The organism is Lysobacter panacisoli (genome assembly GCF_009765165.1).
Taxonomy (GTDB): Bacteria; Pseudomonadota; Gammaproteobacteria; order Xanthomonadales; family Xanthomonadaceae; genus Lysobacter_J; species Lysobacter_J panacisoli.
The window spans coordinates 1,743,688-1,765,685 of sequence record NZ_VLNU01000001.1 but is presented as its reverse complement, the minus strand read 5'-3'; the positions used below and the strand labels follow the sequence as shown (position 1 = coordinate 1,765,685).

The 21,998-nt window shown below is 68.3% G+C and carries 18 protein-coding genes; 5 read left to right on the top strand and 13 right to left on the bottom strand.

The features are described from left to right. Positions 1-121: 121 nt before the first annotated feature. Both FOF45_RS08260 and ppc read right to left on the bottom strand, forming a co-directional pair. Positions 122-682 (bottom strand): DUF4136 domain-containing protein, encoded by a 561-nt coding sequence (locus FOF45_RS08260; protein ID WP_158983825.1) that lies wholly within the window; start codon positions 680-682, stop codon positions 122-124. A 105-nt stretch (positions 683-787) separates the two neighbouring features. Next, positions 788-3,538, bottom strand: a complete 2,751-nt coding sequence (ppc, locus tag FOF45_RS08255) for a phosphoenolpyruvate carboxylase (protein ID WP_158983823.1) — start codon at positions 3,536-3,538, stop codon at positions 788-790. Positions 3,539-3,668: 130 nt separating this feature from the next. Between ppc and FOF45_RS08250 the strand changes: the two genes are divergently transcribed. Next, positions 3,669-5,324: a tetratricopeptide repeat protein gene (locus FOF45_RS08250; protein ID WP_158983821.1), complete on the top strand. Its 1,656-nt coding sequence runs from the start codon at positions 3,669-3,671 to the stop codon at positions 5,322-5,324. A 60-nt stretch (positions 5,325-5,384) separates the two neighbouring features. On the opposite strand, the gene FOF45_RS08245 is transcribed toward FOF45_RS08250, so the two are convergent. From FOF45_RS08245 to FOF45_RS08215, 7 genes are read right to left on the bottom strand one after another with little or no spacing between them, the layout of a single operon-like run. Then, positions 5,385-5,837 carry a hypothetical protein gene (locus FOF45_RS08245; protein ID WP_158983819.1) on the bottom strand — a complete coding sequence of 151 codons (453 nt, stop codon included), beginning with the start codon at positions 5,835-5,837 and terminating at the stop codon, positions 5,385-5,387. 22 nt (positions 5,838-5,859) lie between these two features. Then, positions 5,860-6,219: a hypothetical protein gene (locus FOF45_RS08240; protein WP_158983817.1), complete on the bottom strand. Its 360-nt coding sequence runs from the start codon at positions 6,217-6,219 to the stop codon at positions 5,860-5,862. Then, positions 6,216-6,755 carry a hypothetical protein gene (locus tag FOF45_RS08235; RefSeq protein WP_158983815.1) on the bottom strand — a complete coding sequence of 180 codons (540 nt, stop codon included), beginning with the start codon at positions 6,753-6,755 and terminating at the stop codon, positions 6,216-6,218. The genes FOF45_RS08240 and FOF45_RS08235 overlap by 4 nt, the downstream gene beginning before the upstream one ends. A gap of 35 nt (positions 6,756-6,790) precedes the next feature. Then, a complete protein-coding gene (locus FOF45_RS08230) occupies positions 6,791-7,306 on the bottom strand; it encodes a hypothetical protein (RefSeq protein WP_158983813.1) in 516 nt (171 codons plus the stop codon). Positions 7,307-7,313: 7 nt separating this feature from the next. Beyond that, a complete protein-coding gene (locus FOF45_RS08225; RefSeq protein ID WP_158983811.1) occupies positions 7,314-7,709 on the bottom strand; it encodes a hypothetical protein in 396 nt (131 codons plus the stop codon). 47 nt (positions 7,710-7,756) lie between these two features. Further along, positions 7,757-8,179, bottom strand: coding sequence for a hypothetical protein (locus FOF45_RS08220; protein ID WP_158983809.1), 423 nt, complete (start codon positions 8,177-8,179; stop codon positions 7,757-7,759). 7 nt (positions 8,180-8,186) lie between these two features. Further along, positions 8,187-9,521, bottom strand: a complete 1,335-nt coding sequence (locus tag FOF45_RS08215; protein ID WP_158983807.1) for an amidohydrolase family protein — start codon at positions 9,519-9,521, stop codon at positions 8,187-8,189. Positions 9,522-9,681: 160 nt separating this feature from the next. On the opposite strand from FOF45_RS08215, the gene FOF45_RS08210 reads away from it, so the two are divergent. Continuing rightward, positions 9,682-10,422, top strand: coding sequence for a tetratricopeptide repeat protein (locus tag FOF45_RS08210; RefSeq protein WP_158983805.1), 741 nt, complete (start codon positions 9,682-9,684; stop codon positions 10,420-10,422). Positions 10,423-10,434: 12 nt separating this feature from the next. Here FOF45_RS08210 and FOF45_RS08205 read toward each other — a convergent pair whose 3' ends face one another. Then, positions 10,435-11,799, bottom strand: a complete 1,365-nt coding sequence (locus tag FOF45_RS08205; protein ID WP_158987352.1) for a glutamate--cysteine ligase — start codon at positions 11,797-11,799, stop codon at positions 10,435-10,437. Between the two features lie 267 nt (positions 11,800-12,066). Here FOF45_RS08205 and FOF45_RS08200 point away from each other — a divergent pair, with 267 nt between their 5' ends. From FOF45_RS08200 to FOF45_RS08190, 3 genes are all read left to right on the top strand, one after another. Beyond that, the gene (locus tag FOF45_RS08200) at positions 12,067-12,801 is read left to right on the top strand and encodes a VIT1/CCC1 transporter family protein (protein ID WP_158983803.1); all 735 of its coding nucleotides are present in this window, start codon (positions 12,067-12,069) and stop codon (positions 12,799-12,801) included. A gap of 539 nt (positions 12,802-13,340) precedes the next feature. Beyond that, positions 13,341-14,393 carry a LacI family DNA-binding transcriptional regulator gene (locus FOF45_RS08195; protein WP_158983801.1) on the top strand — a complete coding sequence of 351 codons (1,053 nt, stop codon included), beginning with the start codon at positions 13,341-13,343 and terminating at the stop codon, positions 14,391-14,393. Positions 14,394-14,460: 67 nt separating this feature from the next. Further along, positions 14,461-16,407, top strand: coding sequence for an alpha/beta hydrolase family protein (locus FOF45_RS08190; RefSeq protein ID WP_158983799.1), 1,947 nt, complete (start codon positions 14,461-14,463; stop codon positions 16,405-16,407). 47 nt (positions 16,408-16,454) lie between these two features. On the opposite strand, the gene FOF45_RS08185 is transcribed toward FOF45_RS08190, so the two are convergent. Genes FOF45_RS08185 through FOF45_RS08175 form a run of 3 tightly spaced genes read right to left on the bottom strand, consistent with a single transcriptional unit; the run spans position 16,455 to position 21,864 of the window. Continuing rightward, a complete protein-coding gene (locus tag FOF45_RS08185) occupies positions 16,455-18,128 on the bottom strand; it encodes an alpha-amylase family glycosyl hydrolase (RefSeq protein WP_158983798.1) in 1,674 nt (557 codons plus the stop codon). After that, a complete protein-coding gene (locus FOF45_RS08180) occupies positions 18,125-19,618 on the bottom strand; it encodes an MFS transporter (RefSeq protein ID WP_158983797.1) in 1,494 nt (497 codons plus the stop codon). Before FOF45_RS08180 ends, FOF45_RS08185 begins: the two co-directional genes overlap by 4 nt. Beyond that, positions 19,615-21,864 carry a glucosidase family protein gene (locus tag FOF45_RS08175; protein ID WP_233264097.1) on the bottom strand — a complete coding sequence of 750 codons (2,250 nt, stop codon included), beginning with the start codon at positions 21,862-21,864 and terminating at the stop codon, positions 19,615-19,617. The genes FOF45_RS08180 and FOF45_RS08175 overlap by 4 nt, the downstream gene beginning before the upstream one ends. Positions 21,865-21,998: the final 134 nt, after the last annotated feature.

Genomic DNA, 21,998 nt, shown 5'->3' with positions numbered 1-21,998 from the left:
CAGGTGGTCATCCTTCGACGTAGCGTCCGCCGTAGCGAAGCCCATCGATGGCCCGCGAGGGCAACGACGTGGAGTTTGCTGGATACGGCGCGCTCGATCTACGAGGACGTGGCGCAGGTCATCAAGGCGCCTGCGCGATCGCGACCGGCGGGAACTGCGCGAACATCCGATCGATGCCGGCCTGCATCGCGGTGGTTTGATCGATGGGCGAATCCGGAACGGTGCCCATTGCGATACCGCGCCAGAGCGGACGACGCGTCTGCGCATCGAACATGTCGATCACGAAGGTGCCGTAGGTGTAACTGCGCATGGTCGTGCTGTTGTAGCCGCCCCACGCACCCCATCCCGAACCCCAGCAGCAGCCGCCCCAACCCCAACCGCCCCACATCGGGCCGTAGTTGTAGCTGTCCATGCGATAGCGGGTTTCGGTCACGATGCGACCGACCAGATCGACCTGCGGCGTGGTGGACTGCGTCCAGCCGCGTTCGCGCAGCTTGGCGTCCACGGCGGCGATCATCCGTTGCTGCTGCAGCGGCGAGAATCCTTCCGGCTTCTCCGCCCAGCGGTAGGTCCGGTACTCGCCGAAGTTGACGCCCGGGTCGAAGTCGGTGAACACGGCCGGGGTAGTTGCGCAGCCGGCCAGCAGCAAGGCTGCACAGAGGATCGAGAACACGCGCTTCATGGCCGGCTCCCGCAGTGGCGGCAGGATGAGCATACGCCGGCGATTCCGAGCCGGATGTGAATTCCGGACGTCTGCCGTCACCGTTCAGCCAACCCGGACGGAACGTCAGCCGGTGTTCTGGATGCCTGCCGAAATCCCGTTCACCGTCGCCACCAGCGCCTGGTACAGCGCATCGTCGGGGCTACCCGCCTCGCGCCAGCGACGCAGCAGGTCGACCTGCAACACGCTGATCGGATCGACGTACGGATTGCGCAGGCGGATCGACTGGCGCAGGCGGTAATCGCCCGCCAGCAGTTCGTCGCTGCCCTTGATCGCCAGCACCGCTGCGCGCGTGCGTTCGAACTCCGCGGCGATGCCGGGATGGAAACGATCGTGCAGCTCGCCGGCGAGTTGCGAGTAGCGCTCGAAGATGTCCGGATCGGACTTGGCGAGCATCATCTCCAGATCGTCGATGAGCGTGCCGAAGAATGGCCAGTCGCGCGCCATCTCGGCCAGCGTGTCGCGGCCGTGCGTGCGCAGTGCCTGCTCAAGCGCGCTGCCGACGCCGTACCACGCGGTGAGCCCGGCGCGGTTCTGCGACCACGCGAACACCCACGGGATCGCGCGCAGCGAACCGACGTCGCCGGTGCCGGCGCGCTTGCTCGGACGCGAACCGATGCGCAGGCGTTCGATCACGTCGATCGGCGTCGCCGCGCGGAAGTACGCGGGAAAGTCGGGATTCTCGTGCACCAGCGCGCGGTAATGCCGGCGCGCGTCGCGCGCCAGCTCGCCGGCGATCGAACGCCAGCGCTCCTCGCGCGGTTCGGGCGGACGCGGACGCAGGGTCGCGCGCAGCACAGCGCCGGCGGCCTGTTCGAGGTTGCGCAGTGCGATGGCGCGGATACCGTACTTGCGGTGGATCACCTCGCCCTGCTCGGTCAGGCGCAGGTAACCGTCGACCGAACCGCGCGGCGCGGCGATCACGGCACGCTCGGTCTTTCCGCCGCCGCGGCTGATCGAGCCACCGCGTCCGTGGAAGAACGCGATGCGCACGCCGCTTTCCTGCGCCAGCGCGGTCAGTGCGATCTGCGTACGTTGCAGCGCCCAGCGCGAGGCCAGCATGCCGCCGTCCTTCGCGCTGTCGGAATAGCCGAGCATCACCACCTGGCGGTTGCCGCGCGCGGCGAGGTGTTCGCGATAGACCGGATCGGCGAACAGCGCGCGCAGCGTGTCGGCGGCAGCGTCGAGGTCGTCCACCGTTTCGAACAGCGGCGCCACGTCCAGCGGCACGCGGCCGTCGCCATCGACACAGCCGGCCACGCGCGCCAGCGCGAGCACCGCGAGGGCGTCTGCAGCGCTGCGACTCATGCTGACGATGTACGGACCGAACGCACGCGTGCCGTAGCGCGGACGCAGGCGCGCGACTGCACGGAACACGTCCAGCGTCGGCCGCGCAGTGCCATTGCCGATGCCCGGCGCGGGCACGCTGCCGTCGAGCAGCGCATGCAGGCGATGCGCCCGTTCCTCGCGCGTGTGCGACTCCCACTGCGCGTCGCCCAGCACTTCCGCGAGCGCGGCATCGTGCGTGGACGAGTCCTGGCGCAGGTCCAGGCTTGCGAGATGGAATCCGAAGCACTCGACGCGGCGACGCAGGCGACGCACCGCGAAACCGCCCGCATGCTCGCCGTGGTGCGCGCGCAAGCTGTCCTCGATCATCGCCACGTCGGCGAGGAAGGCGGTGGCATCGGGATAGCCGTGCACGTGGTCGTCCGCAGTCGCGCGCAGGCGCGCACCCATCAGGCTGAGCAGGTTGCGATACGGCATGTCGGCGTGGCGCGGCTTGAGCGCGGCGGCGGCCTTGGGCAGCAGGTAGCGATATTCCTCGATGCGCGCGAGTACCTCGTCGGCGACGCCGACGCGGCTCAACGACTGGCTGAGCAGTTCGCCCAGCGTGGCGACTTCCTGCCGGTATGCACCGAGCACCAGCGAGCGCTGGCCCGCGAGCGTCGCGGCGATGGTGTCGGCGCCGACATTCGGGTTGCCGTCCATGTCGCCACCGACCCAGGTGCCGAAGCCGAGCACCGTCGGTGCACGCACCCCCTCGCCGTAGGCGCCCCGCAGCGCATCCTCGAAGATCTCGTAGAACACCGGCAGCACGCGGTACAGCACGTCGGACAGGTAGAAGCCGACGTGCTCGAACTCGTCCGCGACGCTCGGTTTCGCCGGCGGTGCCTCAGCGGTTTGCCAACTGGCAGTGAGCGCCAGGCGCATGCGTTCCAGGTCGGCACGGTGTTCGTACGGCGTGCGGCTGCGATCGATGTCGTCGATCAGGCACGTGACGATCTGCCGTTCTTTTTCCAGCAGCGCGCGCCGCACCGCTTCGGTCGGATGCGCGGTGAACACCGGCTCGATGCGCAACCGCGGCAGCAGCGCGACCACATCGTCCAGGCTCACGCCCTGCGCAGCCAGCGTGCTGAGCACTTCGCGCAATCCGCCGGGTTGCAGGTCCGCACCCTGGCGTTCGTAGTCGCGGCGGCGGCGGATGCGATGCACGCGCTCGGCGACGTTGACCGCCTGGAAATAGGTCGCGAACGCACGCACCAGATCGCCTGCGTGTTCCAGCTCGGTACCGGCCAGCGCCTGCGCGAGTTCGGCCACGGGCGCGTTGGATTCGCGACGACGGATCGCGGCGCGGCGCAGGCGTTCGACTTCGGCGAGGAACTCGGGCCCGCGCTGCTCGGCGAGGATGTCGCCCACCAGTGCGCCCACGGTTTTCACGTCCTCGCGCAACAGCGCATCGTGCGGCGCGAAATCGACGACGCGCAGGGGTTCCTCGGCGGCGGCGGCGGACGGAGCGGCAGGCGTGGGCTGGGTCATCCGCCGAGCCTACCGCACTGCAACATTCCGCGTCGGAACAGTTGCAGACGCAACGGACCGACGGGCGGTGACCTCCGTGGTCGGGTCGCGGCGTTAGGTTGTCTGATGTCCGACATGGAGTGCCCGCCCCGTGCCTGCCCTGCGCCCGATCGTTTCCGCATTCATCGTCGTCGCCGTACTCGCGTCCTGCCGGCCGGGCGCGCGCGAGGAAGCCGCGCAGACCACCGCGCCGCCGCTGTTCGATACCTTCGGCGAGCTGCACCGGGACATCGGCACGCGCGTTCCGGAAGCGCAGCGCTATTTCGATCAGGGCCTGCGCATGGCGTACGGCTTCAACCACGAGGCGGCCGCGCGCGCCTTCGCCGAAGCCGAGCGACTCGATCCCAAGTGCGCTATGTGCGCCTGGGGCCAGGCGCTGGTGATCGGACCCAACATCAACCTGCCGATGTCGCCCGACCTCGCCGCCGACGCGACCATGCTCGCCGCGCGCGCGCAGTCGCTGGCGAGGAACGCGAAGCCCGCCGATCGCGCGCTGATCGCCGCGCTGGTCAAGCGCTACACCACACCTGCGCCTGAGAGTCGCGTTCCCTTGGACGAAGCCTACGCAGCGGCGATGGGCGAAGCGCACGCGCAGTTCCCCGACGACGACGATATCGCGGCGTTGTATGCCGAATCGCTGATGGACCTGACCCCGTGGGCGTACTGGAACGCACAGGGCAAGCCGACCGAATACACCGACACCATCGTCTCCACGCTGGAGTCCGTGCTCAAGCGCAATCCGCGCCACATCGGCGCTGCGCACTACTTCATCCACGCGGTCGAAGCCTCCGACGACCCGCGTCGCGCCGAGCCCTACGCCGACACGCTCGCCGCGCTCGCGCCCGGCTCGGGCCATCTCGTGCACATGCCGGCCCACGTCTACATCCGCGTCGGCCGTTACCACGACGCGACCTTGAGCAACCTCGCCGCGAGCACCGCCGACAAGGCGTTCCTCGCGGTCTGCCGCGGCAGCAACGGCGCGTATCCGCTCGGTTACGTGCCGCACAACTGGCACTTCGCCGCGATGACCGCCGCGCTGCACGGCTCGCGCACGCTCGCGCTGGAAGCGGCCGATCAGACTGCGAAGCGTGTCGACCCGGCGCAGATGGAAGCGATGGCGTTCATGCAGCAGTTCGTGGTCGCGCCGCTGTTCGCGCAGGTGCGCTTCGGCGAATGGAACGCGATCCTCGCGCAGGACAAGCCACCCAGCGACGTCGCGTACCCGACGGCGATCTGGCATTTCGCGCGCGGCATGGCGTTCGCGAACAGCCGCAAGGCCGGCGAGGGGCAGCGGGAGTACCTCAAGCTTCAGGCCATCGCGAAGGACCCGGCGATGGCGAAGGTGGTGATGTTCGACATCAACCGTGCCGACCACATCCTCGCCGTCGCCGAGCACATGCTGCGTGGCGAGCTCCTGCGCGCGCGCGGCGACCGCAAGGGCGCGATCGCCGCACTGCGCAAGGCAGTCGAGGCCGAGGACAAGCTCAGCTACAACGAGCCGCCGGACTGGCCGGTTCCGGTGCGTCCGTACCTCGGCGCGGCGCTGCTCGACGCCGGTCGCGCGAAGGAAGCCGTCGCGGTGTACGAAGCCGACCTCAAGAAGTACCCCGACAACGGCTGGTCGCTCTATGGCCTGGCGCAGGCGCAGAAGAAGCTCAAGCAGAAGGACGCGGCCGCCGACAGCGAACGCCGCTACGCCAGTGCGTGGCAGTGGTCGGACGTGAAGCTGACGGCGTCGCGGTTCTGAGCGTTCGCGATGGTGCGGCGCGAGGCATCGCGCCGCGGCTTCATCAAGATGACTGACCACTCATTCCAGGAAGTGGTCGGCGTCCTTTACACGCCAACCGCTGGAATCCCTGACCAGCCGATACTCGGCGCGAAGCCCTTCCACGGCGTACCTGAAGCTGACATCGGCGGAAGAATCCCGCACCACGAACTTCTCGAAGGCGAGGTGCGGCGTTCCCGCCACGGCAGATGGCGGACGGTAGACGACTCGCTCGCCTGCCTTGTGAGCGACGAGACGGGAAAGCAGCTCGGCATCCCCGCTGATGATCACGGGGATCCGCTCCCGCCCCAGATTTTCCAGTTGCAAGTACGTCTGCAACCCTGGCTCGTCGAGAGCCGCCTGAAACACGGCGGAGTGGACGGCGGTCGCAGCGTCAGGCGCCTCGACGACTGGAGCGTCCGCATCACCCGGCGTCCTGGGGTGGCAGCCTGCCATCAAGGCCACGATGACGGAGCAGAGCAGAATCGCGCGCATCCCGGGGCCTCCCGACGCCTGCTCACGGACCATACGACACGATCGACGACAGCACCGGCAACGGAGCCGGACGATCACTGAAGCTGTAGATCTCCAGCCCGCTCACAGACCCGTCGAAAGCCCAGACGATCACACCCAGGCTATCGCCATCGGCGGTCTCTGCACACGCGTCCGCGACGATATGGGGAAGCTCACCCTGCGGGAGTCGGGTGAACTCGACGGACGCACAACCGCAGCCGCACACGTCGACGACGCGCAGCTGTGCAAGCGTGGCCAACAGCTCCGGATGGAAATCCGCCGTCGGTGCCACGCTTAGCGCGCGCTCGATGACGGCGATCTCCTCGCTCGATATCGCCCTGTATGGCCGCGTCCGCTGCGTCATGCGCCGTAGCCGGCCACTTCGCCATGCCAGTAGCGCGCGCAGTCCCCGGACACCTTGACCACTTCGTCGCGTGAGGGCGGCGCCGGCCAGAACTGCAGCAGGTATTCCTGCACCGGGCCGTCCTCGCCGGCCTGCGAGTCGTCGAGCATCGACTTCGCGCCGTAGCGCACGCGATAGATGCCGCGCGGCAGTGCGAGCGGCTGGCGGCGTTCCAGCTCCCATTCCGAAAGGAATAGGCGCGGTGCCTCGTGGGCGAACGCGCACTCGACGATCTCCTCCCATGCCTCGTCGCGCGGCGGCTCCGCCTGCGCTAGTTCGATGGTGACGCACACCGTGCCTTGTGACAGGCCAGTGATCAGGAACAGGCTGCCTTTCCTCGATGCGCCACAGATGCCGTTCGACTGACCGCGGAAAGCGGAGCGCAGCGGATCGAGGAATTCCGCGCCGCCGGCGGCAAACGCATCCACGCCGGGATCGACGTAGAACTGCCCGTACTCGATGTGGATCGCGCCGGTGAACAGGATCTGGCTGGACATGGCGTTTACCTTCCTTGTGAATGCCGCGGTGGTCGTCAGCGCTGTCGGCGCATCGTAGGTGACTCGTGCGCCGCACGCCCGACGGCGGCCTCGAACGCCGCCTGCGTGTCCTCCAGGGCCGATGCATCGCCCTGTTGCGCCTGCTGGAAAGCACGGAAGAAGCGGAATGTCCGGACCCGCTTCCCGCGTTCGAACACGAGCCCGATCGGGCAATAGTCGTGCTGCCCGCCGAAATGCCGGAAGACGCGACCCTCCAGCGATGCCTTCGACCAGGGCTTAGAACGATTGACCACGACAGCACCCACGGGAAGCAGCGGAAGGATCCGCGTCTCCACGTGTTCCTTCCACTTCGGACTGTCGGAAGTGACGAACACGATCCACTTCGCGTGTCGCGACCACACGCGTGCGTAGAGCGTCGCAGCATGCAGGCCGCGCAGCGCGCCGCGCACCAGGGCGATAGGGAGCAACAGCAGTGCGATCGGCAACACGAGCCACGGGATCAGCCGGCTGCCGGCCGACGTCCGTCGCACACCGCTGTCGGAGGCCATCATGGCGGCCTCACTCCTTCGTCTGCCGCAGGAACACCAGCCCCTCGTCGACGCGTTCGCGCTTCACGTCCTCGTGCCGGGCAAATCCGATCACGCCGTCGTGGCGGATCGTCGTGGCATGGGTGAGGTATTGGGCCAGATGGCCGTCGGCCGCGCGGGACTCGAACACGACCTGGTCACCGTTCAGATGCCACGTCCCCGACCCGGTGCCGTAGACACCGAGGCAACCGTCCCATTCGCTGGTGTAGGACCCATCCGCGCGCAGCACGACGTAGACGTTACGGCCGAGTCCGTCGCCGCTGTAGTAGGCGCCAGGCAATTCGTCGCGCGTCGCGCGCCATGTCGCATCGGTCGCGCATCCGGCGACGCTTGCGAGGACCCAGAGTACGAAGCACAGCTTCTTCATGGCCACCTCCCCGTGGCAACAAGGCCAGCCTATCGCATCGTGCCGGCTCAGGTCCGCACGTCGTAAGGCGCCGGTTCCTGCCTGCAGATCGTGAGGGCGTCGGCCCACCAGTGCCCGCACTCGAACGCGCAGACCAGCACGCGATCCTCGATGGACGAGATCTCGAGGATCTGGTTGTCCGCGGCGGTGAAGCGGAACGACACGTCGCATCCGAGCAGTTCGCGCCACATGCGGCTATCGGAGACGTCGTGCTCGGACAACGCGGCGTCGGCGCGGAAATGGGAGTCCTCGCGGGCGCCGATCGCGTACTGCACCGGATCGCCGACCCAGGACACGAAGACCTCATGCCCATCCCGGAAGCCGAGGACGAGCTCGCCACCGAAATCGTGCGACTCGCCCAGGATCGCGGCGGAGGTCGCCGACTCTTCTCCCTCGAGAAGCCGGTAACGCACCTGCACGAGTTCGCGCACCGGCACCCTACTTCACCCGCCGCCCGTGCTTGATCACCATGTCGACGCGTTGCAGCAGCGCTACCTGCTTCAGCACGTCGCCCTTCACCGCGATGATGTCCGCGTACTTGCCTTCGACCACGCTGCCGTAGTCCTTGTCGGCCTTCATCGCCACCGCGGGCCAGTACGTCGCCGAGCGGATCGCTTCGACCGCGGGCACGCCGAGCTGGTTCACCCACACGTCCAGTTCGTTCCAGGTGCTGCCGCTGTGGAACTTCATCGGGATGCCCGAGTCGGTGCCCACCAGCATCAGCACGCCGGCCTCGCGCAGCTGCTGGAACTTGCGCTTGAGCGTCGGCCAGCGCTGCGGCGTCTGCTGGAAATAGCCGATGCGCTCCGGATGCGCGAGCGATCCCTTGATGTCGGCGACGATCTCCGGCGGCAGGCCTTCGTGCCACGCGTCGCCGTCGATGAACTCGTGGCTCTTCACCGTGTGGGGGAAGTTGTAGAGGCCTTCGATCGTCGGCGTCCAGAACAGTGGACCGGCGGCCATGTTCGCCGTGCGCTCGCGCAGCATGGCGATGATGTCCTCGGGATACTCCGGCGATGCGGCCAGGCCGGTGTGCTCGAAGCAGTCCACGCCGGCCTTGAGCCCGCGACGGATTTCCTCCGGCCGGTGCGAATGCCCGACCACGGGCAATCCGTGCTTGTGCGCCTCGTCGACGACGGCCTGCACTTCGGCTTCGCTCATCTGGTCCTGGTCGATCAGCTTGACCACGTCCACGCCGGCGGCCGCGAGGCGACGCACCTTGGCGCGTGCGTCGGATGGCGAATCCACGCCCCAGCGGAAGAGTTCGGTGCCGGGATACGGCTTCTTCTGGATGAAGGGGCCGGAGACGAACAGCGTCGGTCCGGGGATCTTCCCGGCATTGATCGCATCGCGCACGGCGATGCTGTCCTCGAGCGGTCCGCCCAGATCGCGCGCACCGGTCACGCCCGCGTGCAGCAACTGCAGCGCGGAGGCCGGCATGATCGTGTCGCGGAAGCGCGCGGGATACGTCCTGTCCCAGTGATCATAGTCGGCGTGGCCGTTGATCATCAGGTGCACGTGCATGTCCCACAGGCCGGGCAGCACGGTCATCCCTTCTGTGGAAATAACGGTCGCGCCCTGCGGTACGGGCAGCGTGTCCACGCTGCCGACCGCAGTGATGCGTTCACCCTCGATCAGGATCACGCTGTCGCGGATCGGCTCGCGCAGCGTGCCGTCCACGAGCGTGCCGCCGACCAGTGCGGTGAGCGCGAGTGCATCCGTGGATACGAACAGCGCGACTGCCAGACACAGACCACGGACGCTACGGCGCATGGGCGGACTCCCGGCACAGGATGCGCCGATCCTACCCGGGTCGCGCGCCCATTGCCGTGCGCGTCATCCGACCTCGTCGTGAGGCGGTGGGCCACCGACCGCTGGCGGATCGCCGCGGACTGTCGGAAACTCGCGCCACTGGACTGGGGAGACCAGAAGGATGCCCATCGGATTGGGGTTGCACGTCGTCATCGCGCTGTTCTTCGCCGTGCACGCGGTGCGCAGTGGACAGGACCGTTACTGGCTGTTCGTGCTGTTCGCGTTTCCGCTGCTCGGCAGCATCGTCTACGGCCTGGCGATCTGGCTGCCCGACTGGCGTTACAGCCATGTCGGCCAACAGGTGGTGCGCGGCGTGCAGCGCACGATCGATCCCTCGCGCGAACTGCGCGCGGCGCAGGACGCGTTCGAGACCGCGGCCACCACCGAGAACCGCATGCGACTGGCCGATGCGCTGGTCGAGGCGGAGCGCCCGGTCGATGCGATCCCGCTTTACCAGGCCGCACTGCGCGGCATCCACGCCGATGACCCGGAACTGGCAGTACGCCTGGCGCGCGCGCAGCTCGAAGCCGGCCAGCCCGGCGAGGCGCGGCGCGTGCTCGATGAGCTGATCCGGCGCCGTCCGGATTTCCGCTCACCGACCGGCCACCTGATCTACGCGCGCGCGGTCGCCGGCGAAGGCGACCGCGACAAGGCGCGCCACGAGTTCGACGCGCTGGTCGGCTACTTCAGCGGTTTCGAGGCACACGCGCATTACGCCGAAGTGCTGGACGGCTGGGGCGAGCGCGAGGCGGCGGTGCGCCTGCGCGACGAATCGCTGCGCCGCGCCAAGCGCCTGCCCGCGCATTCGCGGCGCATGAACCGCGAGTGGCTGCGTCGGCTGGAGAAGGTCGGCGCGCGCTGAGGCGCGCCGCGATCAGTACGCGAACTCGCGGAACACGCGATCGATGTCGCCCTGCCACGGGCCGTGGTAGAGCTCGAGCTTGCGTTCGGCCGGCGTGGTGCCGGCCTCGGCGAATTCCATCATCGTCGCCAGGTACACCGACTCGTCGGCGCCGTTGCGGTTGAGCCGCGCGCGGCGCGACAGGCCGTGCGAGGAGATCTCCAGCGACGCGCGCGCGAGGTCGAGCACCGTGCCGTTGCGGAACGGCAGCTTCAGCCCGTGCTTCGGCACGCCGTCGCGCAGCGCATGGCGTTCGGCGAGGGTGAAGTCCTTGACCAGGTCCCACGCGGCGTCGAGCGCGGCATCGTCGTAGAGCAGGCCGACCCAGAACGCTGGCAGCGCGCAGATACGGTTCCACGGGCCGGAGTCGGCGCCGCGCATCTCCAGGTATTTCTTCAGGCGCACTTCCGGGAAGGCCGTGGTGCTGTGGTCGGCCCAGTCGCGCAGCAGCGGGCGATGGCCCGGATACGCCGGCAGCTTGCCGTCGAGGAAATCGCGGAACGACTGGCCCGAGGCGTCGATGTACTCGCCGTCACGGTAGACGAAGTACATCGGCACGTCGAGCAGGTAGTCGACATAGCGCTCGTAGCCGAAGCCGTCGTCAAACACGAAGTCGAGCAGGCCGGTACGGTTCGGGTCGGTGTCGGTCCAGATGTGCGAACGGTAGCTCTGGTAGCCGTTGGGCTTGCCTTCGGTGAACGGCGAGTCGGCGAACATCGCCGTCGCCACCGGCTGCAACGCCAGCGAGACGCGGAACTTCTTGACCATGTCGGCTTCGGAGCCGACGTCCAGGTTCACCTGCACCGTGGACGTGCGGGTCATCATGTCCAGGCCGAGCGAGCCGACCTTGGGCATGTACTCGCGCATGATCTTGTAGCGGCCCTTGGGCATCCACGGCATGTCCTCGCGGCGCCACTTGGGCTGGAAGCCCACGCCGAGGAAACCCAGCCCCATCGGCTCGGCGACGGTGCGCACTTCGCGCAGGTGGCTGTTGGTTTCCGAACAGGTCTGGTGCAGGTTTTCCAGCGGCGCGCCGGACAGTTCCAGCTGGCCGGCCGGCTCCAGCGACACGGAGGCCTGGTCGCGGCTCAGCGCGATGACGCGGCCGTGCTCGGTGACCGGCTCCCAGCCGAACTGCACCAACCCCTTGAGCAGCGCTTCGATACCGCGCTCGCCATCGAAGGTCGGCGGACGCAGGTCGTCGGTGCGGAAGCCGAACTTTTCGTGCTCGGTGCCGATGCGCCAGTCTTCGCGCGGACGCGCGCCGGAGCTGAGGAACTCGACGAGCTCGGCTCGCCCCTCGATGGGAACATCCTTGACCTGGCTCGGACCGGACACATGCACCTCGTGCGGAAACGCCATCTGCAAGACCGGTGGCCTTGCTCGCGCGATGAGGACCAAGGCGCGGAAGGCCGGTCGCCCCTCGGGATCACCGGCCAAGCCTGCATGGTGGGGACGCACCCGGGTATCGCAAGCCGTCGGCAGTGTATCGGGGCGGCGTGAACGAACATACGCCAGCCGGTGCAACGCAGTAATCCGGCATCGTCACTGGCGCGACCGCCCGCGACCGTGCGCCGGTCCCGGCCACCGCGCTACCCTGCGGCCATGTCCGCCGAACGCAGCCCACGCGCGCAGGTCGCGCACATACCCACCCGCCACGGCGAATCGCACCGCTCCGGCCGTGTCGGCTGGTTGCGCGCGGCGGTTCTCGGTGCCAACGACGGCATCGTCTCGGTCTCCGGCCTGGTGGTCGGCGTGGCCGCCAGCGGCGCCGAACACGCGACCGTGCTGATGAGTGGCGTCGCCGGCATCGTCGCCGGTGCGATGTCGATGGCCGCGGGCGAATACGTCTCAGTGCAGTCGCAGGCCGACACGGAGCACGCCGATCTCGCCATCGAACGGCGCGAACTCGACAGCCAGCCGCACCATGAACTCGATGAGCTCACCCATATCTATGTGCGCCGCGGGCTGGAACCCGCACTCGCCCGCCAGGTCGCCGAGCAACTGACCGCGCACGACGCACTGGCCGCGCACGCGCGCGACGAACTGGGCATCACCGAGACCCTGCGCGCGCGCCCGGTGCAGGCGGCGATGGCGTCGGCGTCGGCGTTCGTGTGCGGCGGCGCGATCCCGCTGGCGACGGTGCTGCTCGCGCCGGAACGGATGGTGCAGGCGGCGACCATCGCGACCACGATCTGCGCGCTGTTCGTGTCCGGCGCGCTCGCGGCACGTGCCGGCGGCGCACTGGTGCTGCGCGGCGCGGTACGCGTGGCGTTCTGGGGCGCACTGGCGATGGTCGCGTCCTCGGCGGTCGGCGAACTGTTCGACGTGGCGATCTGATCTCCCCCGTTAGTCGCGAGCGAAGCGGTCAACCCGCGTAGCCCGGGTAAGCGCAGCGCACCCGGGGAGTCGATCGCACGGGAAGTCCCGGGTGCGGCCTGCGGCCTTACCCGGGCTACGAATCGCACGAGCCGGAGCGCAAGCCGCGACGGGCCGAGCACAAGCCGATTTGCCTTGCGCGCAAGCCGTCGCGACCCGTTCGCAAGCCGATTTGCCTCGCGCGCAAGCAGTCGCAGCCCGATCGCAAGCCAATTTGCCTTGCGCGCAAGCCGTCGCGACCCGTTCGCAAGCCGATTTGCCTCGCGCGCAAGCCGTCGCAGCCCGATCGCAAGCCGATTTGCCTTGCGCGCAAGCCGTCGTGACCCGTTCGCAAGCCGATTTGCCTTGCGCGCAAGCCACGGCGGGTCGGGCTCCGGTCGTTCCGGCTTGCGCGCGAGTCGCGACGGCTTGCCGGCCGGCCGGAACGGTTCGCGCGGGCGTCAGCCGACCATGCCGCAGTGCGGCAAGCCTTCGCGGACAAGGGCTTACATACTGCCGGCATGTCGCAAGTGCACTTCCTCGGCCGTAGCAAGAAGACCAAGACCACCTCGCTCGACATCGCCCATCGCGCCGGTGTGTCGCAGGCGACGGTGTCGCGCGTCCTGCGCGGCAGTCCGCTGGTCAACGCCGAGACCCGCCGCAAGGTCGAAGAGGCGGTGCGCGAGCTCAACTACAAGGTCGACCGCCACGCCTCCAGCCTGCGCACGCAGCGCTCCGGCACGCTGGCGCTGCTGCTGTTCGAGGACCCGACCCCGGACGAGTCGCACATCAACCCGTTCTTCCTGTCGATGGTCGGCTCGATCACCCGCGCCTGCGCGCGCGAGGGGCAGGACCTGCTGATCTCGTTCCAGCAGCTCTCCGACGACTGGCACGCCGATTACGAGGACAGCATGAAGGCCGACGGCCTGATCCTGCTCGGCTACGGCGATTACCTGGCCTATCAGGGCAAGCTGGAGAAGCTGGTCGCGCAGGGCACGCGCTTCGTGCGCTGGGGCGCGGTGCTGCCGGACCAGCCCGGGTTCTCGATCGGCTGCGACAACTTCAACGGCGGGCGCCTGGCCGGCGAACACCTGGTCGGCCTGGGTCGCCGCCGCATCGCCTTCCTCGGCGGCGCGTCGAGCCATTGCCCGGAATTCTTCGACCGCTTCCGTGGCTGCGACGCCGCGCTGCGCGAAGTCGGCGGCGCGATGGAGGCGATCCTGCAGGTCGACGCGGAGAGTTCCGAAGAAGACGGCTACGCCGGCGCGCGCGAACTGCTCGCCCGCGGCGGATCGTTCGACGCGGTGTTCGCTGCCAGCGACCTGATCGCACTCGGCGCGATGCGCGCGCTGTCCGACGCAGGCCTGCGCGTGCCGGAGGACATCGCGGTGGTCGGCTTCGACGACATCCCGATGGCGCGCTTCGCATCGCCGCCGCTGACCACGGTGTTCCAGGACACCAAGCGCGCCGGCGAACTGCTGGTGGAGACGCTGCTGCGCCAGGTCGGGGGCGAGGCGACCCAGAGCATCACGCTGCCGGCGTCGCTGGTAGTGAGGAAGTCGAGCGGCGCCTGACGACGATCCCGACCCCGGCTATCCTGCGCCGGGGGCCCGTGTAGCGCGGGCAAGGGGACAGGACGACATGAAGCTATGGAGAGGCTGTCTCGCCGCACTGGCGATGGCGGCGACGTTTCCGAGTGCGGCGCAGGTGGATCTCACGCCGTTCCTGAAGAAGGACGTTTACGGCGACATCAAGATCTCGCCCAGGGGCGACTACTACGCGGTGACCGTGCCGCTGTCCGACCGCACCGTCATGGGCGTGATCCGGCGTGCCGACAAGGCGTTCACCGCCAGGGTCAGCGGTCCGAAGGATTCCGCCATCGCCGATTTCCACTGGGTCAACGATCAACGCGTCGTGGTATCGATGGCCCAGCGTCTCAGCATGCTCGAAGCGCCCACGCCCACGGGCGAGCTCCACGCCATCAACGCCGACGGAACCGGCGGACGCACGCTGATGGGGCACTACGAGAAGAACGGCAACGGCGCGACGATCAAGCTCGGGGACTTCTTCGCGGGCTTCCTGGAAGACGACCTGCCCACCGACGACGACAACATCCTGATCTCGGTGCAGGCGTTCAAGGCCGATCCTTCGACACGCATCGACCGCATGAATGTGCGCAGCGGACGGCGCATCACCGTCGCGACCGCGCCGGTACGACGCGCCCGGTTCACCACCGACGGCAAGGGCGAGGTCCGCTTCGCCCGCGGCTCCGGCAACGACAACGTCAGCAAGCTGTATTACCGCGACGCACGCGGCACGGACTGGCGCCTTATCAACGACGAAGCCGTGACCCATCGGGTCGAGATCGCGCTGGGCTTCGCCGCCGACAACCGCACCGCGTACCTGCAGGTGGAACATCCCCAGGGCCCCGACGCGATCGTGGCGCTGGACACCGTCACCGGCCAGCGCACCGACCTGCTGCGCGATGCCGTGGTCAATCCGTACTCGATCCTCTACGACGCCAGCGGCAGCGTTCCCATTGGCGCGACCTACATGAAGGATCGGCTGGTCAGCCGATACTTCGATGAGGGCTCCGCGCAGGCGCGCACGCAACGCATGATCGAGAAGGCCATGCCGGATTCATCGATCCGGGTGCTGTCGTCGACGCGCGACGGCAAGCAGCTCCTGCTGATGGCCTCCGACGACCGCAATCCCGGCGACTTCTACCTCTTCAACACCGACACGCGCGAAGCAAAGCTCGTCTTCAGCCGCGCCGACTGGTTCGACCCGGCGCGGATGGCGGACATGCGGCAGGTCACGCTGAAGGCGCGCGACGGACTGGACCTGCACGGCTATCTCACGCTGCCCGCCGGTTCGGACGGCAAGGCCCTGCCGATGGTGCTGTTGCCGCACGGTGGACCGTTCGGCTTGTTCGACGAATGGGGCTTCGATCGCGAGACGCAGATGCTGGCCGCCGCTGGGTATGCCGTGCTGCAGCTGAATTTCCGCGGCTCCGGCAATTACGGTCGCGCGTTCGAACAGGCCGGAGGTCGCGAGTGGGGCGGCGCCATGCAGGACGACCTGACCGACGCCACGAAGTGGGCGATCGCGCAAGGCATCGCCGATCGCGAGCGCATCTGCATCTACGGCGCCAGCTATGGCGCCTACGCGGCGCTGATGGGAGCAGCCAAGGAGCCTGGTCTGTACCGCTGCGCGGTCGGCTACGTCGGTGTCTACGACCTGCCGATGGTGCACGAAGAGCTGCGCGAAAGCGGACGCAGGTGGGGCACGTTCGCCAACGAGTGGATGGGCAACGACCCCAAGGTGCTCGCACAGCGTTCGCCCAACCGCATGGCCGACCGCATCAAGGTGCCGGTCCTGCTCGCTGCCGGCGGCAAGGACGAGATCGCGCCCATCGCGCACAGCCAGAAGATGGAGAAGGCGCTCATGGCGGCGGGAACGCCGGTGGAGACGCTGTACTTCCCGACCGAGGGCCACGGCTTCTACACCGAGGAACACCAGCGGGCGTTCTATACGCGGCTGCTGGACTTCCTGTCCAGGAACATCGGCGGCGCGAAGGCGCTCTGAACGCCGCCGTCCGGTTCCGTTCGCCGCACACGGCGAACGGGCCGGGTTCAGTGCGGTCGCTTCACCTGCATCAGCCGGTCGAGGTCGCGCCGGAGCGCAGGCTGGGTCACCGGGGCATCGAGCAGGAACACCTCCACCCCGTGCGCCGGCACCGTCGCCGACAGCGTGCCGCCGTCGCGAACGGCGACATCGCCGCCCGCGATGGCCTTGCGCCAGCGACCGGCCTGCACGCCCTGCTTCACTGCGAACTTCGTCGCCGCGTCGCCCTTGTTGAGCAGCACCAGCGCGATCTGCGACTGGCCTTCGTGCTGGTACACGCGATAGAACGCCGCGCGGTCGCCCTTGAGTTCGAGGTTGAGCTGCAGTCCGCGCTGCAACGCGGGCGAGGCCGCGCGCACGTGCGCGATGCGGCTCAGGCTCTGCTGGATGGGATGCGCCTTCGCCACGGCGATGCGCTCCGCACCGAAGTAGTTGCGGTTGCCGTCGTGCTCGGGGCGGCCGCGCATGAAGCCGATTTCCGACCCGTAATACACCACCGGAATGCCGCGCGCGGTGAACAGCCAGTTGTGCGCGTCGATGAAGCCTTCGTCGCTCGCGTCCAGGCGTGCCATGTCGTGGTTGTCGTAGAACGTCGCCAGTTCGTACGGATTCGCATACGGGCCACCGTCGAGGAAGAGCGGCGCGGCGAGCACCTCATAACCGGCACGCGCGTGGCCGAACGCCTTCTCCATGCCCTGTTTGAGCGGGAAATCGAGCACGCTGACGTTCGCGTTACTTTCCCAGGTGTGTTCGGCGATCTTCGTCGCGTCGTAGTCGAACGCCTCGCCGAACATGAACATGCCCGGCTTCTGCGTGCGCATGCGCGCGACGAACTCGTGCCAGAACGGATGCGGCAGCCAGCCGATGGTATCGATGCGCAGCGCATCGGCGCCCTGCGCGATCCACTGCGAATACGCACCGGCGAGGTAGTCCATCACCGCCGGGTTGTTCTCGTTGAAGTCCGACAGTTCCGCCAGCCCGGCCTTGGTGTTGTAGAACTGGTGCAGCGGGTTGTGCGCGGGATCGAGCTTGTCCGGCGGCAGGTTCTGGTGATCGGCGACGAGCTTGCCGTCGCGATCGAACACCTGCCCGTACTGCGGCTGTTGCATCGGCATCGAGTAGGACGGCGAACCGTGGTTGCCGACGATGTCGAGCACCAGCTTCATGTCCTTGCCGTGCACCGCGCTGGCAAGGCCGGCGAAATCCAGGCCCGGGCTCGGCAGGTGTTCGTCGAGGCGATAGAAGTCGACGCCCCAGTAGCCGTGGTAACCGGTCTTGCCGCCGTCGGTCAGGAACCCGCCCCTCGAAGCGGGCTTGCCGCCGGTGAAGGCTTCGTCCGGGTTGTCGACGACCGGCGTGATCCACAGCGCGCTGAAACCCATGCCGTGGATGTAGTCGAGATGGTCGACGATGCCCTTGAAGTCGCCGCCGAGGTAACCGACGTTGTCGCCGTCGCTGCCCGGCGTCGGCCGGTCGAACGTGCGCCGCGCCGGATCGGGACCGCCCTGGTCGCGATGGTCGTTGGACGGATCGCCGTTGACGAAACGATCGGTGACGACGAAGTACACCGCCTCCGACGCGAACGGCTCCAGCGTGCCGTAGTAGTCGGCCGCGCGCGCCGCGGCGGGAAGCGTCGCGAACAGGGCGAGGGCGAGCGCGGTCTTCGAAAGGGACGAATTCATTCGGCCACCGCCGCGAGCTCGCCCTGCACGCCCGGTTCGCGCACGCGCAGCACGCACAGGCCGGCGACGATCAGGCTGATGCCGCCGATGGTCAGCGCCTGCAGCGGCTGTCCGTCGAAGAAGTGCTTGAGCAGGAAGCCCAGCAGGCTGGCCGCGACCAGCTGCGGGATCACGATGAAGAAATTGAAGATGCCCATGAACACGCCCATTTTTTCCGCCGGCACGCTGTCGGAGAGCAGCGCGTACGGCAGCGAGAGGATCGAGGCCCACGCGAAACCCACGCCGACCATCGACAGCAGCAGCCAGTCCGGATCGCGGATGAGCAGGAACGACAGCAGGCCCAGTCCGCCCAGCGTCACGTTGACCAGATGGCTCACGCGCAGGCCGAGGCGGCGCGTCATCGGCGGGATCGCGATGGCGGCCAGTGCGGCGAAACCGTTGTACGCGGCGAACAGCACGCCGACCCAGTTCGCGCCCTCGTTGTAGGCAGCGGACGACGTGTCCGCGCTGCCGAAGTGCACCTGCGTGACCGCCGCCGTGGTGTAGATCCACATCGCGAACAGCGCGAACCACGAGAAGAACTGCACGACCGCGAGCTTGCGCATCTGCACCGGCATATCGTGCAGGTCACCGACGATCTGCGCGAGCGCGCGATCCGGGCGCATGCGGCTGGCGAGCAGCAGCGCGATGCCGTAACCGGCGAGCAGGCCGGCGAGGATCAACAGTTGCTTGTCGAGCGCGAACTGCAGCACAAGCGCCGCGGCGATCGCGCCGGCCAGCAGCCATGCGCCGCCGTTGCGCAGCGCGCGCGCACGATCGAGCGGACGATGCACGAGCTTGGGTGCGGTGTCCTGTGCGCGCAGCACGTCCGGCGGGTACTCGCGCGTGCGCAGCACGGTCCAGCCCACTGCCAGCAGCAGCACCGCGCCGCCGGCATAGAACGCATAGCGCACGGTGTCGGGCACTTCACCGGCGCCGGCGGTGTTGCCCACGCCGGCCTTCGCGAGCAGCCACGGCAACAGGCTGGCGATCACCGAACCCACGCCGATGAAGAAGCTCTGCATCGCGTAACCGCTGGCGCGTTGCGAGGTCGGCAGCTGGTCGCCGACGAAGGCGCGGAATGGCTCCATCGAGATGTTGATCGACGCATCCAACACCCACAGCAGGCCCGCGGCGATCCACAGCGTCGGCGAGTTCGGCATGAAGAACAGCGCCAGCGTCGCCAGCACGGCACCCACCAGGAAGTACGGACGGCGGCGCCCCAGTCCCGTCCAGGTGCGGTCGGACAGGTAACCGACGATGGGCTGCACGATCAGTCCCGTCAGCGGCGCGGCAATCCACAGCACCGGGATGTCGTCCATGCTCGCGCCGAGCGTCTGGAAGATGCGGCTGACGTTGGCGTTCTGCAGGGCGAATCCGAACTGGATGCCGAGGAAGCCGAAGCACATGTTCCAGATCTGCCAGAACGACAGCTGCGGTTTGGTGCTCATGGGGTGCGTGTCTCCGTCACGTGCAGGGCGCCGATGTCGGCCGCGTTGAGCGGGCCGTCAGCACCGCCCTGACCGCCGGTGTAGTGGGCGAAATGGGCGAGGTAGCTCATGTTGAATCCGTCGCGCAGTTCGAAGCGGCATTCTGCGCCGGCGCGCGCCCGGAAGGACACCGCGCTGGAACGCTGGCGCATCTCGCCGTGCGGCATCACCAGCGTGCCGGTCTGTTCGGGTTCGTCCTTGCAGGCCACCACCAGCGTCTTCACCGCGGCGGTAATGCCGGTGTTGATCGGGCCGTGATGGTTCTCGAAATCCACGCGCGCATCGAAGCGCCCGTCGCGCGGCGCGGTCCAGCGACGTGGCCATGCGCCATCGGCCGTCGATTCGTCTCCAACGCAGCGGGTCGGACCGTGCAGCGATTCTAGGCCGTCGGCGGCGACGCGGATGAGGCTGAGGCACTGCGCGTACGGTTGCTTGTCCAGTGCGAAGGCAGTGCCATTCGTGATGGCGCGACGACCGTTCACGTACAGGTGCATGTCGCGCGGCACGCTCACGTTCCACTGCGCGCCATCGTCGCGCAGAACGGGTGCCTCGGGCGATGCTGGCGCGAAGCGCGCGGCATCGCTGGCAAGCGTCGCTTTCTGCGTCTTCGTCGCGACCAGTTCGACTGTCAGGTCGCTGGCGTCGCCCTGCGTTCGACCGGCGACGAGCAGGTCGCCGTCGAGCGAAACGGGCGTGCGCAGGGTGACGCGACGATCCGGCAAGTGCAGCACGATGCGGTCGCGTTGCCCGAACAGCATCGGCACCAGTTCCACCGGCAGCTTGGGCTGCACGCGGCCGTCCTCGCCGAGGCCGAAGACGCCTTCGATCACCATGTCCAGGTACGCCGCGACCGACCACAGCTGGCGGCGCGAATTCACCACCGGGCCGCTCAGCGCGCCGTCGTCGACGTGCACGGCCTGCGTGGTGAGCTCGAAGTTCTCCATGTTCGATCCCGCCAGCGCGGCACCGCGCATGAGCGAGCGGATCTCGTGCGCGATGCGCGGCGCGTGGTCGACGGCGCGCGCGGCGCGCAGCGAGTACGCGCCGACAAAGGGCCAGATCGCGCGGTTGTGGTAGATCGCGGTGTCGGGCTGCTGCGGCCAGATCACCGGGCTGCCGGACTCCAGCGCGGGGTAGCGCGACAGTGCGCGGCGCGCGCGGTCCGACGGCGCGATGCCGCTGTCGATCGCCAGCGACAGACCGAGCAGGTCGTAGGCTTCGAACGGCACCGGATGTGCGTCGGTGCCGATGTAGCTCATGTACAGGCCACGGTCCTCGCGCCAGAACGCGTGGTCGATCGCGACCTTCAGCGCCTGCGCCTGCCGGGCATATTCGTTCGCGCGCGCGTCGCCGCGCTGGCTGGCCATGCGCTGCGCCAGCCGCAGCGCCTCGTACTGCAACACGTTGGTCGAGAGCGCGAAGGACTGCGCGATGAAGCCAACATCGTTCGCGGTCCAGCGCGGATACGACTGCTCGCGCCAGTCGAGGTAGGACGTCTCGCCGCGATACAGACCGCTGCGCGCATCGAACACATGCGCGCGATCCTGCGCGAGCGTATCGGTCAGCGCATGCCAGGTTTCATCGGCGAAGCGCCGGCTGTCGGCATCGGTTCCGTCGATGAGGTGGCGCGCGGCGAGGAACCACACCACGCGGTCGCTGCTGATCGGCCAGCTGCCACCGGACCCGGTGTCCTGCGCGACGTACAGTCCATTGGCCACGCCCGGCGCGCGCACCTGCGACAGCTTGAAGCGCAGCGAAGCGCGCGTGCGCTCGGGTTCCAGCCGCGCCAGCGCGAGGTCTGCGGCGTACGAGAGATCGCGCGTCCACACATAGCGCCACTTCTCGCCGGTCTCGAAGCAGGGGCACGGGATCGGGCGACCGTTGTCGAACGCCCCGTCGGTGATCGATGCCACCTGCGCCTCGCGCAGTTCGGCCTGCGCCAGCGCGAACAGTGCGTCGAACAGCGGACTGGCGGTGTCGCTGGACATCGCCTGGCGCGCGATCGTGCGCTCGCCAGCGACGGCGTGGAGGCGGAACCCATCCGGTAGCGTTTCCACGGATACCGAACGACCGCGCCAGTCCAGTCCGTGCTGCCATGCGCCGGCGTCCGGACCGGCGGCCTGCGCGAACGTCGCGCCGCACCATGCCACGGCAATGCCGCAGGCGATGCGCGTAAACAGACGCGGCGACCGGGCGGCTTGGTTCATGCAGCGTCCCCTGGGCTGGAGCGGCCATGTTAGTTCGGGCCACGGTGGCACACTCTGCGCTGCATACGTATTCATCGCACCGCCACCGGAAGCGGCAATGCCGACGGCCGCGAGGCATGGAATAGTGCGCTCCA